12 protein-coding genes and 4 tRNA genes are annotated in these 15,659 nt (G+C 62.6%); 3 read left to right on the top strand and 13 right to left on the bottom strand.

Annotation, left to right across the window (positions count from 1 at the left end; all coding sequences use genetic code 11):
• Positions 1-40: 40 nt before the first annotated feature.
• Entirely contained in the window at positions 41-3,523 is a 3,483-nt protein-coding gene (gene mfd / locus AB8717_RS12095) for a transcription-repair coupling factor (RefSeq protein WP_443747587.1), read from the bottom strand.
• Position 3,524: 1 nt separating this feature from the next.
• A complete protein-coding gene (locus AB8717_RS12100; protein ID WP_443747588.1) occupies positions 3,525-3,809 on the bottom strand; it encodes an FAD assembly factor SdhE in 285 nt (94 codons plus the stop codon).
• 66 nt (positions 3,810-3,875) lie between these two features.
• Here AB8717_RS12100 and recG point away from each other — a divergent pair, with 66 nt between their 5' ends.
• Positions 3,876-5,942, top strand: coding sequence for an ATP-dependent DNA helicase RecG (gene recG / locus AB8717_RS12105; RefSeq protein ID WP_443747589.1), 2,067 nt, complete (start codon positions 3,876-3,878; stop codon positions 5,940-5,942).
• Here recG and AB8717_RS12110 read toward each other — a convergent pair.
• From AB8717_RS12110 to AB8717_RS12120, 3 genes are all read right to left on the bottom strand, one after another.
• On the bottom strand, positions 5,939-7,063 hold the full coding sequence (locus AB8717_RS12110; RefSeq protein WP_443747590.1) for a DUF3089 domain-containing protein: 1,125 nt from the start codon (positions 7,061-7,063) through the stop codon (positions 5,939-5,941). The two genes, recG and AB8717_RS12110, sit on opposite strands and share 4 nt — an antisense overlap.
• Positions 7,064-7,168: 105 nt before the next feature.
• On the bottom strand, positions 7,169-8,077 hold the full coding sequence (locus AB8717_RS12115; RefSeq protein ID WP_443747591.1) for a lysophospholipid acyltransferase family protein: 909 nt from the start codon (positions 8,075-8,077) through the stop codon (positions 7,169-7,171).
• Positions 8,077-8,862 (bottom strand): glycosyltransferase family 2 protein, encoded by a 786-nt coding sequence (locus tag AB8717_RS12120; protein WP_443747592.1) that lies wholly within the window; start codon positions 8,860-8,862, stop codon positions 8,077-8,079. Before AB8717_RS12120 ends, AB8717_RS12115 begins: the two co-directional genes overlap by 1 nt.
• A gap of 111 nt (positions 8,863-8,973) precedes the next feature.
• On the opposite strand from AB8717_RS12120, the gene AB8717_RS12125 reads away from it, so the two are divergent.
• Positions 8,974-10,383: a cryptochrome/photolyase family protein gene (locus tag AB8717_RS12125; RefSeq protein ID WP_443747593.1), complete on the top strand. Its 1,410-nt coding sequence runs from the start codon at positions 8,974-8,976 to the stop codon at positions 10,381-10,383.
• Positions 10,367-11,188, top strand: a complete 822-nt coding sequence (locus AB8717_RS12130; RefSeq protein ID WP_443747594.1) for a sulfurtransferase — start codon at positions 10,367-10,369, stop codon at positions 11,186-11,188. Before AB8717_RS12125 ends, AB8717_RS12130 begins: the two co-directional genes overlap by 17 nt.
• A 29-nt stretch (positions 11,189-11,217) precedes the next feature.
• Here AB8717_RS12130 and AB8717_RS12135 read toward each other — a convergent pair.
• From AB8717_RS12135 to recJ, 8 genes are all read right to left on the bottom strand, one after another.
• Positions 11,218-11,294: transfer RNA gene (locus AB8717_RS12135), tRNA-Arg, on the bottom strand.
• Between the two features lie 7 nt (positions 11,295-11,301).
• Positions 11,302-11,607 (bottom strand): ETC complex I subunit, encoded by a 306-nt coding sequence (locus AB8717_RS12140; protein WP_443747595.1) that lies wholly within the window; start codon positions 11,605-11,607, stop codon positions 11,302-11,304.
• A gap of 269 nt (positions 11,608-11,876) precedes the next feature.
• Positions 11,877-11,953 (bottom strand) — tRNA-Pro (locus AB8717_RS12145).
• A 28-nt stretch (positions 11,954-11,981) separates the two neighbouring features.
• A tRNA-Pro gene (locus AB8717_RS12150) sits at positions 11,982-12,058 on the bottom strand.
• Positions 12,059-12,159: 101 nt separating this feature from the next.
• A complete protein-coding gene (locus AB8717_RS12155; RefSeq protein WP_443747596.1) occupies positions 12,160-12,693 on the bottom strand; it encodes a DUF192 domain-containing protein in 534 nt (177 codons plus the stop codon).
• A 112-nt stretch (positions 12,694-12,805) separates the two neighbouring features.
• On the bottom strand, positions 12,806-13,372 hold the full coding sequence (locus tag AB8717_RS12160) for a cold-shock protein (protein ID WP_443747597.1): 567 nt from the start codon (positions 13,370-13,372) through the stop codon (positions 12,806-12,808).
• A 256-nt stretch (positions 13,373-13,628) separates the two neighbouring features.
• Positions 13,629-13,703, bottom strand: a tRNA-Glu gene (locus tag AB8717_RS12165).
• 101 nt (positions 13,704-13,804) lie between these two features.
• Positions 13,805-15,655, bottom strand: a complete 1,851-nt coding sequence (gene recJ / locus AB8717_RS12170; protein ID WP_443747598.1) for a single-stranded-DNA-specific exonuclease RecJ — start codon at positions 15,653-15,655, stop codon at positions 13,805-13,807.
• Positions 15,656-15,659 lie beyond the last annotated feature (4 nt).

A 15,659-nucleotide genomic window follows, 5' to 3' on the forward strand; every position in this document is an offset into this window, starting at 1 on the left:
TCAGCCGCCGCCCGCCGAAAGACAAAAAGCCGTAAACCTCTTATTCTCCGGCGATCCGCGCCAGTTCCTTGACGATTTTCTCGGCGGCATTCAACCGCCCTGCGGCATCCGGCCATTCGCCCTTGACCAGCAGCTTCTGGTCGGGACGCAGCTTCCAGTCGGGACGCGTCGGCAGGAATTTCACCAGGCCCAGGGGGTTGGCGAAGCTGTCATTGCGGAAGGTCACGACCGCCCCCTTCGGCCCGACGTCGATCTTGGCGACATTGGACTGCCGGCACAGGCCCTTGATACCCACGACCTTGAGCAGTTGTTCGGCCTCTTCAGGGATCGGGCCGAAGCGGTCGATCAGTTCCGACGCCAGGGCCTCGCGGTCCTCGAGCTTTTCGGCCTCCGACACCCGGCGATAGAGGGCCAGGCGGATGTTGAGGTCAGGGATATAGGTTTCCGGGATCATGACGGCGGCGCCGGCATTGATCTGCGGCGACCACGACCGATGGTCGGTCAGGCTTTCGTCCGACCTGGAACGCAGTTCGGCGACGGCGTCTTCCAGCATCTGCTGATAAAGCTCGACGCCGATTTCGCGGATATGGCCCGACTGCTCGTGGCCCAGCAGGTTGCCGCCGCCGCGAATGTCGAGGTCGTGGCTGGCCAGCTGGAAGCCCGCGCCGAGATTATCCAGCGATTGCAAGACCTTGAGCCGCTTTTCTGAAGCGAGACTCAGCGTCTTGTGCGCCGGAGTGGTCAGGTAGGCATAGGCGCGCTGCTTCGACCGGCCGACGCGGCCGCGGATCTGGTAGAGCTGCGCCAGGCCGAACATGTCGGCGCGGTGGACGATCAGCGTATTGGCCGTCGGCACGTCGAGGCCGGATTCGACGATCGTCGTCGACAGCAGCACATCGTACTGCCCGTCGTAGAAGGCCGTCATCACGTCTTCCAGCTGGGTCGGCGATAACTGGCCGTGGCCTATGATGAACTTGATCTCGGGCACCTGGGCGCGCAGGAAGTCGGCGACATCCGGCAGGTCGCTGAGGCGCGGCACGACGTAATAGGCCTGGCCGCCGCGATACTTTTCCCGCAGCAGCGCCTCGCGCAGGGCCACGGGGTCGTAGGGCAGCACATAGGTGCGCACGGCGATGCGGTCGACCGGCGGCGTGGCGATGATCGACATGTCGCGGATGCCCGACAGCGCCATCTGCAGGGTGCGCGGGATCGGCGTGGCGGAAAGCGCCAGCATGTGGACGTCGGCGCGGAAGGTCTTGAGCTTTTCCTTGTGCTTGACGCCGAAATGCTGCTCCTCGTCGACGATGACTAGGCCCAGGTCCTTGAACCCGACCTGTTCCGACAGCAGGGCGTGGGTGCCGATAACGACCTCGATCTCGCCGTTCTTCAGGCCCAGGCGCGTCTCGTCCGCCTCCTTGCGACCGACCAGGCGCGACAGCTGACGCACGTGGATCGGCCAGCCCTGAAAGCGCTGGCTGAACGTCTTGAAATGCTGGCGCGCCAGCAGCGTCGTCGGGCAGACGATGGCGACCTGCTGACCGGACATGGCGACCACGAAGGCGGCGCGCAGCGCCACCTCGGTCTTGCCGAAGCCGACGTCGCCGCAGATCAGGCGGTCCATCGGCTGGCCCTTGGCCAGGTCTTCCAGCACGTCCGAAATGGCGTTCAACTGGTCGTCGGTTTCCTCATACGGGAACTGGGCGCAGAACTCGTCGTACAGTCCCTGTGGCGGATCGATCTGCGCGCCTTCGCGAAGCGCACGCGCCGCCGCCAGCTGGATAAGCCCGTCGGCCATGACACGCAGGCGTTCCTTCGCCTTGGCCTTGCGCGCCTGCCAGCTGGCTGAACCCAGGCGGTCGAGTTGGGCGTCGTCGGCCTCGGCGCCGTAGCGCGTCAGCAGGTCGATGTTTTCGACCGGCAGGTACAGCTTGGCGTCATTGGCGTATTGCAGGTCCAGGCAGTCGTGCGGCGCGCCGGCCACATCCAGCGTCTTCAGCCCTTCATAACGGCCGATGCCGTGTTCGATATGGACGACCAGGTCGCCGGGCGTCAGGGCCGAGGCTTCAGCCAGGAAGTTCTGCGCCCGGCGGCGCTTGCGCGGCCGCGCCAGGCGGTCGCCCAGGATGTCGGTTTCCGAAATGACCGCCATGGATTCGGTTTCGAACCCGTGGTCGAGCGGCAGGACGGCGCGCTGCACCGGCTTGGCCTTGGTGCCTTCGACGCCGAAGCTCTGGGCATCCGCCCATGAACCGGCCAGCCTCAGCTTGCCCATGCCGTGGTCGTCGAGCATCTGGCCCAGGCGATCGGAAGACCCCTCGGTCCACGAGGCGAACAGCACGCGCTTGCCCTGTTTCGACAGGGCCTTGGCGTGGTCGGCAACGGAGGTGAAGAGGTTGGTGGCGTCGAGCAGGCGCTCCTGCGAGAAGTTGCGCCCAGGACGTCCGCCCAGATCGACGACGTCGCTGCCCTCCTTTTCGAACGGTTCGAAACGGCGGATACGATGGTTCGACAATGCCGCCTTCCATGCGGCGGCATCGAGATACAAACGTTCAGGCGGCAGGGCGCGATAACCGCCACCGCCCTTTTCCTTGGCGGCCTCCGCGCGCAGTTCGTAGGCGTCCCGGATCGTTTCGGCGCGCTCGGCAAAGGCGTTTTCGGCGAGCGCATCGAGCATGATCAGGGTACGCTCGTCGAACACGGCGAAGGCGCTGTCGAGGCGATCGTAGAACAGCGGCAGCAGGTGCTCGATCCCCTGGCGGCGGATGCCGGCCGATAGCGCGCTATAGAGCGGATCGTCGCCCGCCGCACCGAAGGTTTCGAGATACTGCTGGCGGAACCGGCTGATCGAGCCCTCATCCATGCGGATTTCCGACACGGACGTGAAGTCGATGGCCTGGACCTGCTTCAGCGAGCGCTGCGTTTCCGGGTCGAAGGTGCGGATCGATTCCAGGCTGTCACCGAAGAAGTCGAGGCGCACCGGCTCTTCCGACGACGGCGGGAAGACGTCGAGCAGGCCGCCGCGCACGGCGAATTCGCCGCGTTCGGCCACGGTCGACACGCGCGCATAGCCCTGGTGCTGGAAATAGGCCTCCAGCTTGTCGATATCCTGGCTCTGTCCCGGCTTCAGGCTCAGGCGCCCTTCAGAGACCACGGCGCGCGGCGGAATCTTCTGCGCCATGGCGTTGACCGTTGTCATCAGCAGCAGGGGCTTTTCCGGCTTCTTGCCTTGCAGCGCGGTCAGCCGCGACAGGGCGTACATGCGCTGCGCCACGATGCCGGGCGTGGGGCTCATGCGGTCGTACGGCAGGCAGTCCCAGGCGGGGAACTGCAGGATCTCAAGGTCGGGCGCGAAGAAGCCGAGCGCGCTGATCACCGCGTTCATGCGGGCATAGTCGCGGGCGATGAAGACGCTTAAGGACTCGCGGCGCGCCAGGTCGGACGCCACCAGCGCGTCGAAGCCTTCCGGGCAGCCGCTGAGCGTCAGGTCCGACGACGACGATGAGATATGCGAAAAAACGGTCATCTCAGAGGTGTTTGTAAGCTGTCTTGTAGAAGATGTTGAGGCGACGCATGATTTCCGATTGGAATTCCGCAGGCGTCGGATCGCGCTCGATTATCCAGCCATATAGGTCCTGGTCCGGAACTTCCAAGAGCACTTCGAAGATGTCGAGTTCGGCATCGCTCATCGTCGGCAGGGCTTCGTCGGAAAAATGCCCAAGGATGATATCGGCTTCCTTGAAACCGCGGCGCCAGGCCCGGAAAGACAGCTTGCGGATGCGCGCATTCCGCGCCTCGGTATCGTCGTCCATGACCAGACTCGTGGAAGGCTTGTGAAACTGGCTTCTCATAAACCATTTTTGGTGCTTGATAAGCCCATGCGCCCGGAAATTTTATTCCCTTATTTTGCCGGTGTGACGTCCGTGAAGGGCGTCGGGCCCAAGATCGCTCCGATCCTGGAAAACCATGTCGGCAGCCATGTCCGCGACCTCGTCTTTTCCTTGCCGGCCGGCATAATCCGCAGGCCCCTGACCAATCTCGGCAACCCGCGCATCGGTGAAGTCCAGACGATCGAGGTGACGATCGCCGGTTACCCGCCGTCGCCGCCCAAGGGGCCGCACCGTATCGACGTCTTTGATTCGGCCGGACGGATGTCGCTCGTCTATTTCCACCGTATCCGCGGCATGGAAGACCAGCATCCGGTCGGCGCAAAGCGGCTGGTCAGCGGCAAGGTCGAACGATTCGGCCACAATCTTCAGATGACGCACCCCGACTATCTTGTCGATGTTTCGCGAAGTGATGAAATCCCGGTCTGCGAACCCGTTTATCCGGCGACCTACGATCTGTCGTCGCGCGTGTTGCGCAAGCTGATCCAGACGGCCTTATCGACCTTGCCCGAGCTGCCTGAGTGGCAGGATATCACCATACGAAACAAAAACTTGTGGCCGACCTTTCATCAGGCTTTGGAGGCAAGCCATACCCCGCAATCCGACCTCGACCTGTCGCCCGACGCGCTCCCCAGGCAACGTCTGGCCTATGACGAGGCCCTGGCGCACCAACTGGCGCTGAAGGCCCGCAAATCGCACCGTCAGGCCCAGCCCGCCCGCGTCATCGCCCGCCACGAATGGGCCGATGAGGCGACGGCTGCCCTGCCCTTCGCGCTCACCGGAGCCCAGGTGCGGGCGCTCGACGACATTCGCGGCGACCTGCGCTCGGGCCACCGCATGAACCGCCTGATCCAGGGCGATGTCGGCGCCGGCAAGACGCTGGTCGCGTTGATGGCCATGATCGACCTGGCCGAGGCCGGCTTCCAGAGCGTGATGATGGCGCCGACCGAAATCCTGGCGCGCCAGCACTATGAGAAATCACTGCCGATCCTCGACGCCCTGTCGATCCCGTCGCTGATCATGACGGGCCGCGACAAGGGCAAGGAACGCGAGGCCAAGCGCGCCGCCGTCGCGTCGGGCGAGGCGCGGATCATATTCGGCACCCATGCCGTCTTCCAGGAAGGCGTCAATTTCGACGCCCTGCAACTGGCCGTCATCGACGAACAGCACCGTTTCGGTGTCGGCCAGCGCCAGCGGCTGTTTTCCAAGGGCGACGCCGTCCATTATCTGTCGATGTCGGCGACGCCGATCCCGCGCACCCTGGCGCTGACGCAGTACGGCGAAGCCGACCTGTCGATCCTCGATGAGAAGCCCGCCGGCCGCCAGCCGATCCAGACCGCCGTCGTGCCCCGCGCCCGCATCGCCGACGTCATGATGCGACTGCGTACCGCGCTCGACGCCGGCCATCAGGCCTACTGGATCTGTCCGCTGGTCGAGGAAAGCGAAGAATCGGACCTGATCGCCGTCCAGGCGCGCCACCGCGACCTGACCGAACACCTGGGCACCGAGATCGGCCTGGTCCACGGCAAGATGCCGTCGGAAGACAAGGATGCCGTCGTCAGCCGCTTCGCCGCCGGCAAGGTCAGCGTCCTGTGCGCCACGACGGTGGTCGAGGTCGGCATCGACGTGCCGCAGGCCTCGATCATCATCATCGAACAGGCCGAGCGCTTCGGCCTGGCGCAGCTTCATCAGTTGCGCGGCCGCGTCGGGCGCGGCGCCGACAAGAGTTCGTGCATCCTGCTCTACGATACGCCGTTGTCGAACAACGCCCGTGCCCGGCTGGAACTGCTGCGCGATACCGAAGACGGCTTTAGAATTGCCGAAATGGACTGGAAGCTGCGCGGCGAAGGCGACATCCTGGGGGCGCGCCAGTCGGGCTTCCCCGACTATCGCTTCGTCGATCCGGTAGCGCATTCGGACCTGATCGCCACGGCGGCGCGCGAAGCGACCTATATCCTGGAGTACGGCGACGCGGTACCCGAACCCCGGCGCAAGGCCATCGAGGTCCTCAAACAACTGTTCGACTGGAGGCCGGACGTGGCCGACAAGCAGGATTAGTTATCCTGGAAGGCCTGCCAGCGTGACTGCAGGTCAGCCTGAAGATCACCGTAGAACAGATTGTAAGGGTTGACCTTTCTTTGATCAACCCAGGCCGGCCCGTCGCGGAAGGTCGGGGAATCCGGCTTGTCGACGATCAAAAGCCCGCTCAGGCACCTGGCCGCGACCTTGTGCAGGATCAGCGCCGGTTCGGTACCCCATTCAAGGCCGGTGGCGTTCGTCGCGCCTTGCGAGCGATGCGCATCGACCTCTTCATTCGTCGCCGCACCGGTCAGCGGATTGACACAGACCGCCTTGTCCGACCCCAGAGTGACCAGTTCGTTATTACCTTCCCAGGCGACGGCGCGTTTCAGCACCTGCAAGGCCTGGTCCGGCCGGCCGGCATCGACGCTGAGATAGGCCACCACGCAGCCGGTGCCGTCGCGGCGCTGGCAGACCGGAATACTGCCCGGGCTCATGAACAGGGCCTGGGGCGCCAGGGTCTCGAGCAGATAAGCCGCGACCAGTTGGCCGCGCAGTTCCGGATTGGGCGCGACTTCGTCGCGTAAGATGCGTTCGGCCAGAAGCCCGCCCTGCTCGACCCCGACAATGACGAAGCCCCGGCCACCCTTGCGCTGCTTCAGGAAGGCGCGGAAAGCCGCCTCAGCGTCGGTATAGGCGAAGCGCCGGGCTTCACGCGCATCATCACGGCCGGTCAGCTGCGTGTAGAGACTGGCTTGCCGGTATTTGGGCGCATAGACATTGCCCATGACCGAGAACGGCCCGGCATAGTTCGGGACCTGGATGCGTGTGACATCGTTCGTCGCTTGAGGATTGTCGACGCCCCCCACCCAATCCTTGCCGCCGTCGAAAGTGGTGCCGTGCAGGAAGAAGACGTCGACCTTGCGCGGATCGGCGTAATAGCGGGCCAGGGCCGGATTGAGATACCAGTCCGCCGCCTTGCGATAATCCGGCGTCCGGGGCATGCGCGTCGTCTGGTAGATCTGGAACGGAACCTTGGGGTCCAGCACATTGCGGTGCCAGTCGTTCTGCAGGTAGAAACCGGCCATGGCAAGGATGGTGCCGCCAGCGGCGCCGACCAGGATTGCTTTCCACCGCTTACGAAAAACCTGCGCCCACATCACCGGCCAAATCACCCCCGAAAACCGGAGCTTAGCGGGCAGTTGGTAAACAGATCAAGCAATCCCGCCGTCACTTTTTGTGACCCTATCTATCAAGACGCGCGCTTACGCACTTTTGTAGAGCGCGTTCGGCCAGCGCTTGTGCGTCCAGAAATATTCTTCCGGATTGGCGCGGACGGCCTCCTCGATAAAGGCCGTGATTCGGTTGACCGTGGTGTCTATGTCCTGGCCCTTGTGGCCCGTATCGTCGACATGAATCGGATCGTGCACCGTGACGTGGAAGCGCGCCTTATGCCTGCGGCGGATGGTCAGGGGTTGCAGCACCGTGCCATAGCGCTGCGCAAGGCGTGTCGGCGCCGGCGCCGTCTCACAGATATGGCCGAAGAAGGGCGTCGGCACGCCGCGATTGAACTTCTGGTCGTTCATCAGGCCGACCGACTGGCCGGCATTGAGCGCCACCAGCAGTTCCTTGGCGCCGTCGCTGCCCTTGGGCGCAAAGCTGCGCACGCCGTAGGCATAGCGCCATTCCTTCAGCCGCTCGTTGACATAGGGGTTGTTGAGCGAGCGATAGGTGATCATGTACGGCACGCCCGACCACAGGATGGCGATATTCATCACCTCCCAGTTCGAAATATGGCCCGAGATGAAGATGACGGGCTTGCCCGAGTCGCGGATGGCATGAAGCTTTTCCATGCCCTCGATCTCGATGCGGTCGGGTTCGCGGATCATCTTGCCCATGACCGGCACTTCGAAAAAGGACCGGCCGGTGTTTTCCCAGTGGACGTCGGACAGGCGCTTGCGGTCGGCGTCGCTCATGTCCGGAAATGCCAGCTGCAAGTTCCGCCACACCGTTTTTTGAACGGGTGTCAGCGGCCCGAACGTCCGCGCCATCCAGGCGCCGAGGTCCGAAACCGTATCGACCGGCAGGGCGCGCATCGACGCGACGAATATATCGACGCACAAAGCTTCGAAGCGCCACATGACCTCCTGCCAGAACGGCGAGCGTTTCGCCATCAGCCGCGCCCTCCGGTCTTCTGCATCTTCTTGGCTTCGAGAAATTTGAACAGACGTTTGATACGCGCTTCGGCCGCGAGATGGCTGCTGTAGAGGCCGTCCCAGCCGCCGGTGAAGTGACGGCGCACGATGAAGTAGCGGATGAAGACCAGCGGATATTCGAACGGCACGCGCGCCCACAGCGTCCACGAGGGCTTTTTCAGCACCTTGGCCTGCAAGTCGGTATAGGAGTCGAGCTTGGCGCGGATATGGGCATAGGACCGCGCCGAATAGTGCGCCACCGCGCCATTCAGTTGCCCGACGCGCTCGCTTTTGGTGTCGACCGTATCGTGCACCTTGCTTTCGCGGAAACGCACCTTGGTACGATCGTACAGGCGGACATAGTTGTGATAGTCCGCCCACAGGCGCGGCTTGTCCTGGCCCGGATAGACGTTACGGATGCGCATGCGGTAACAGTCGAGCTCCGGGCGCGACGCCATCAGCGCCTTGATCTCTTCGTAAAGTTCCGGCAGGACCAGTTCGTCGGCATCGAGATTGAGGATCCAGTCGTTCTTCGCCATGTCTTCGGCGTAGCGCTTCTGGGGCCCATAGCCCGGCCAGTCGTGATAGATAACGCGCGCGCCCAGGCTTTCGGCGATTTTTACCGTATCGTCTGTCGAACCGCTATCGATGACGACGACCTCGTCGACCAGTCCCTGAACAGCGCGGATGCAGTCGCCGATACGGTCGACTTCGTTCTTGGTGATGATGGTGCAGCTGATCGGCACGGGAGCGTTGGCGGTCATGGCGCTTCTTGTGCCCAAGGCCGCGTTTTCAGGCAAGGTCCACAGGCAACAAATTTTCGTATAAGGGCGGCTGCGGGGGCCGTTTGTGCCGATTTTTTCGAAAGCAGGATCATGCCAGGAGCTTATGTTGATTCCGATGCCCCGCTCGTTTTGTGGTTCCGCACCGACCTGCGCCTGCGGGACCATCCCGGGGTCACGGACGCCATTGCATCGGGCCGGCCGATCATCCCCCTCTTCATCTGGGACCAGGCCTTGTATTCTAGGCCTTTGGGCGCCGCATCGCGCTGGTGGCTGCATCGCTCACTTAAGGCACTGGGTGAGGATTTGCACAGGCATGGATCAAGATTGATAATTCAATCGGGCGGCAGCCGGGATATCCTGGACCACTTTACCAAGCATAATGACGTAAAAACAGTTGTTTACAGTAACACATTTGATCCAAAAACAGAGCAATTCGATACGACGCTCGACCTCGGCACATATGTTGATTTTCAGCGCGGGAACAGCGCGCTGATCGTGCCCCCCGGAACGGTCAAGACCAAAGGCGGCACGCCGTTTCGCGTCTTCACACCATTTTACCGGGCCGCGGTCGATTCCGGGCTGTTCCATCCCCATGATCCCGGCGGATTACCGCGTGGAAAATGGCGCGCTCCCGCACACTGGCCGGAAAGTCTGACACTAGACGATCTTGGACTGGACGACACAAAGACGAAATCAGGCAAGGACTGGGCCTCAGGCTTCGATCGCTTCACGCCCGGCGAGGGCGGCGCCCGCGAGGCGCTGGACGCCTTCATCGAAGATCATTTGACGGGATATGCGAATGATCGCGATCGCCCGGATCTCGACGCCACCTCGCACCTTTCACCGCACCTGCGTTTCGGCGAGATCAGCCCGCACCGCATCCTTTATGAGCTCGACCAGGCCGTCCGTCACAAACGCGCTCTCGTCTCGCCGGCCGAAAAGTTCCGTTCCGAGCTGGCCTGGCGCGAATTTTCCTACGGTCTGCTCGACCAGGTGCCCGATCTCTACAAGACCAATGTCCGCCGCGAGTTCGACGCCTTTCCATGGCTCGACGACGACAAGGGCTTTCGCGCCTGGTGCCGTGGCGAAACCGGTTACGACCTCGTTGACGCCGGCATGCAGGAGCTTTGGCAGACCGGCTATATGCACAACCGCGTCCGCATGATCTGCGCTTCGTTCCTGACCAAGCACCTGCTCATAGACTGGCGGCGCGGAGAGCAATGGTTCTGGGACTGCCTGGTCGATGCCGATCCGGCCAACAACCCCGCCTCATGGCAATGGGTCGCCGGCTGCGGCGCCGACGCCGCGCCGTACTTCCGGATATTCAATCCCATCACCCAGGCGGAAAAGTTCGATCCCGCCGGACGTTACCGCGCACGATGGCTTGATGTGCGCAATCGTCCGAAACCCATTATCGATCATGGCCATGCCCGCATTCGCGCGCTACAAGCGTATTCCACGATACGCAGTAAGGACACCCGCCATGACGACTCAGATTGAACCCCGCGATCTTAACCGGCTGATCGAAGCCGGCGCGGTCAAGGTCGTCGACGGCAGCTGGGCGCTCGACGGTACCGATATGCGCGCCCTCCATGCCAAGGAGCATATTCCCGGCGCCGTCTTCTTCGATATCGACGCGATCAGCGACAAGTCGGTGCCGCTGCCGCATATGGCGCCGTCGCCGGACGCCTTTGCCGACGCCGTCGGCAAGATGGGCATCTCGCGGACCGACCCTGTGGTGATCTATGACCGTCAGGGCCTGTTTTCGGCCGCGCGCGTCTGGTGGACCTTCCGCCTGATGGGGCATGACAAGGTCCAGGTGCTGAAGGGTGGCCTGCCCGCCTGGAAGGACGCGGGCCTGCCCGTGACCGATGCGCTTCCTACAGTCGTTGGCACAACCTATGCGCCTCAGTTTCACAGCGATATGGTCATGGATTTGAACGGCTTAAAGGCCGGACTTCAATCGGCTGTCGTCCTCGATGCCCGTCCCGCGGCGCGGTTTTATGGCCAGACGCCTGAGCCGCGCGCCGGCCTGCGTTCGGGTCACATGCCGGGCGCGCAAAGCCTGCCGGCGGCAGCGCTGATCCGCGATGGTGCATTGAAACCGGCATCCGAATTGCGCGAAATTTTCGATGGGCGTGGCGTCGGCGCGGGCAATCTGGTCGTGACCACCTGCGGTTCGGGTGTGACGGCGGCGATCATCAGCATGGCCCTGGAAGAGACCGGCCATACAAGAACGAAACTCTATGACGGATCGTGGGCCGAATGGGGTCAGGCGGCGTTGGATACGCCGGTTGTTGCCTAAAGGGGCTTTGTCACCGCCACACGGAGGCGTGGCGACTCCGACAGGGCTCGAACCTGTAACCGTCCGCTTAGAAGGCGGATGCTCTATCCAGTTGAGCTACGGAGCCTAGGGGATCAGTGCGTCCAGGGCTGCTTGCGGCCGAACGCGAAATTGTCGGCATAGGCCTTGATGATCTTCGGCGCGGCTTCGGGCTCGACCAGACGGAACGGAATGCCGTGATGTTCGGCGAACGCCATGGCCTGGTCCTTGGTCTCGAAGGTCAGGCGCACCTGCGCGTCGGTGTCCGCCGATGAGATCCAGCCCATCAGAGGATCGGGTGTGCGCGCCGACTTCGGCTCGAATTCCAGGGTCCAGTTGGCGGTCTTGGCACGGCCGGACTGCATGGCGGTTTTCGAAGGCTTGTAGATGCGCGCGAACATATGGGTCTCCTGTGGACACGGCGGACTCAAAGCCGCGTCCCGACACTTTGTCTGTTACTATAAAGGTATGCGTTGGCAAAGGGAAAGATGGAGGATTTTATATGGTCCGCCGCAGGCGGCGGGCTTTATAAGTGGGGGCGAGAGGATTGGCTGCGCTTCGCTCCGCCGAACTCGCGATTGCCGAAGGCAATCACTCGTTACGAACCTATAGGTTCGAACCTCGAGCCGGGACCATTAAAAAAGCGGCCCGAAGAGGGCCGCTTTTTTAATGGTCGGGGCGAGAGGATTCGAACCTCCGGCCTTCTGCTCCCGAAGCAGACGCGCTACCAGGCTGCGCTACGCCCCGACTTTAAAATTTGCTCTTGTCTCCGGACTGGTCGGGGCGAGAGGATTCGAACCTCCGACCTGCTGCACCCAAAACAGCTGCGCTACCAGGCTGCGCTACACCCCGTCGCCCAGCTACCGAAAGCTAAGAGGCGCGCTTATTGCCATTTTCGATCCGGCATAGCAAGCCCAAAGCAACGGAATTTTGCCGATTTTTACGCGGATGCGTTATGGCTTGTGGAAAAACGGATGGTCGACCATATCGCCGGGCGCCAGGCCCAGTTTGTCGCTCAGACCGGCGTTGATTTCCAATACACCGCTGGCATCGCCGTATGACGGCAGGGGCGTCCGGTCCAGCGGCTTGGCATATTTCTGGATCGAAACGATGCGGCCGTCGGGCGCGATATAGATAATGTCGAGCGCCGACAGGGTGTTTTCCATCCAGAAGGTACGCTCAGCCGAATCTCCGAATTCGAACAACATGCCGTAGTCGTCCGACAGCCCGGTACGGCACATCAGCCCCTGCTCGCGCTGGCTGGCCGTCCTGGCAATTTCGACCTTGAAATGCAACGTCTTCGCATCGCCCTTGATGTCGAGCGGCTGCCGCACCGAATACGGTTTCAGGTTCATGCTCAGACAGTCGGCCGGCATGTCGCTGGCCGACGGCGACAGGTTGGCCTGCATGGCAAAGGCCGCACCGCCCGCGATCGCAATCGCGGCAACGCCGGCAATGATCAGTCCCCGCTTGCCCGAAATCTTCATGGCCATCTCCCAAACGCGATGCGGCCACTCTTATCGGGCGCGGCGGCGTTTTCAAGGCAAAAAAAGAGCCGGCGACCTTACGGTGCCGGCGCCTTTTCAACGAGCGATGAGTTTACGCCATCGCCCGGGGTTGAACCTCGGTGACCACCAGCCCCTTGGGGCCTTCACCGAAACGCACCATGATCGTATCACCCTGCTGCACATCCTCGAGGCCGTAGCGGCGAAGGGTTTCGATGTGAATGAAGATGTCGGTCGGATCCGAACCGCGCACCACGAAGCCGTAGCCCTTGGTGCGGTTGAACCACTTGATCGTCGCGGCTTCCAGGTCGCCGACCCGCACATCGCTGTGCAGATTGCGGCTGGCGCGCGAACTGTGCTCGCTGCGGTCGTGACGCACGGGCGCCTCCGCAGCACTGTCCAGGTGCTCGATTTCGATAACCTGCCACCCCTTGGCACGCTTCGCGATCTTACACGTAATGCGTGCACCCTCATGCGCACTGTCACGCCCCATATCCCGCAGGCTGGAGATGTGGAGGAGAACGTCGCGCATACTGGTAAGCGTGGCATCCTGCGGCACGATGAACCCGTAACCCTTGGCGGCATCGAACCATTTTACGTGGCCGGACATGGACACCAGGTCGTCGGCCTCTGCTTTATTATTATAATCAAACAAACTCATATATCCTCACCATGTCGCAAAAAAATCTGTGACACCACGCATCATAACACGGATATCTCAATTTGGGAGAGCAAAATAGAGACAGTTTCGCATTTGTCGCGAATTTTATGGCAAAAAGCCGCCCAAGGCGAGCAAAATCATCCACAGGCTTAATGTGAGATCGATAACACTGGGGAAAAAGTGTGGATGATACCTGAACTTGGCGGCGTGTAACCGTTCCCAGGCTTGTCATCACGATTTCGGGAGGAAGTCTCGCTGGCAGTCCCTAGGGGAGTCGAACCCCTCTCTTCAGGTTGAAAACCTGACGTCCTAACCGATAGACGAAGGGACCGCGGCGAAGAGGTGCGCTTGATAGCGGCATCGGTTTTGCGGCGCAAGACAAATTTCAAAAAAATTCACAGGTAAGGTGATTTCCAGCACCAAGGCCAGGAATTACAAGGCTTGCGCGATGTCTTCGATCTCGAATTGCACCCCGTTGCGGCCCATGTAGTCATCCGCCTTCAGACGGCCGATCACATGCACGCGCCCCGCCGGCCGCAACAAGGCATCGCCCAGGCTGGTGCCTTCGGCGCGCCAGATAATGCCTTTCAGCTTGTGACCAGACGAATCGGCCAGTTCACAGCGAATGTGTCCGCCCTTCATGACCTGGGCATAGGCGACCGCCACGTCGGCGAAGGCGAGCAGCGGTTCGGGGTTTCCCTGCCCGTACGGCGCCAGCAGGTCAAATCGGTCGAAGAGCGCGCGCGACGCCGCCTTCAGCGACAGGATGGCATCGATCTCGACCGTCTCGACCTGTTCCTCTTCGGAGACCCGGGCGCGGACGTGGTCGTTGAGAAAGCGGCGCAGCTCGCCGATACGATCGCACTCGACGCTCAGGCCCGCCGCCATGGCGTGGCCGCCGCCGGACAGCAGGACACCCGCCTCATAGGCGGCGCCCACGGCCTCCCCCAGATTGATACCGGTCTGCGAGCGACCTGATCCCTTGCCCATGCCGCTGACCGGATCGATGCCGATGACCACGACCGGCTTGTGCCAACGTTCGCGCAGGCGTCCGGCCACGATGCCGATGACGCCCGGATGCCAATCGTCGCGGGCAACCACGATGACGGGATCGTCGGAGGGATAAAGGCCTTGCGCCTCGGCGACCGCGATCGCCTCATCCAGCACCTGGGTTTCTATGTCGCGGCGGGTGCGGTTAAGCTCGTCCAGTTCCTGGGCCAGCAGCGACGCCTCGTCGGCGTCGTCTGTGGCCAGAAGGCGTACGCCCAGGTCCGAACGCCCGACCCGGCCGCCGGCATTGATGCGCGGACCGATGACAAAGCCGGAATGGAAGGTTTTCATCACGCTGTCGGTATCGCCGCCCGCCACCGTCATCAGGGCCTTGATGCCCGGGTTCTGGCGCTTCGACATGACCTTGAGGCCCTGCGCCGCCAGCGCCCGGTTGAAGCCGGTCAGCGCGGTGACGTCGCAAATGGCGCCCAGGGCCGAAAGATCGAGCCACTGCATCAGGTCGGGTTTCAGGCGGTCCTTGAACAGGCCACGGCGTTCGGCTTCACGATTGAGCGCGACCAGCGCCACGAAGACGACGCCCGCCGCCGCCAGGTTGCCCTGGTCGGACGAGCAGCCCGGCCGGTTGGGATTGACGACAGCACGGGCGCGCGGCGGATCCTCGCGCATCAGGTGGTGATCGATGACCACGACATCGAGGCCGATCGAGGCAGCGTGATCGAGCGCATGGTGGGCCATGGCGCCGCAATCGACCGTGATCACCAGCTCGAAGCCCTTGGCCTTCAGGGAATCGAAAGCGGCCTTCGACGGGCCGTAGCCTTCGGTGATGCGGTCGGGAACGTAGACGGCCAGGTCGTGGCCCATGGCGCGGAACCAGCGCACCAGTTGCGCGGCACTGGTGGCGCCGTCGACATCATAGTCGGCAAAGACGCAGATCTTCGATTTGGCTTCCAGGGCATCGAGCATGGCGTCGACCGCCTTGTCCATGTCGAGAAAACAGCTGGGGTCGGGAAACAGCCCCTTCAGGGTCGGGCGCATGAAACTGTCGAGGGTATCGGGTAAGACACCTCGGCCGGCGACGAAGCGCGCCAAGGGTTCGACGAACTCGGGCTCGACAACCTGCATCAGGCCCATGCGGTGCAGGATTTCGCGCAAAGTTTCAGGGCCGACGCCGCGTACGGCCAGCCTTTCCTTCCATACGCGTCCGGTCAGGGACCGCGCCACCCCCAGATAGGGGGGCGCGGCAACCAGCGAGGCCTCGAGACCGGCGGACATTCTT

The organism is Asticcacaulis solisilvae (genome assembly GCF_052327315.1).
Classification (GTDB): domain Bacteria; phylum Pseudomonadota; class Alphaproteobacteria; order Caulobacterales; family Caulobacteraceae; genus Asticcacaulis; species Asticcacaulis solisilvae_B.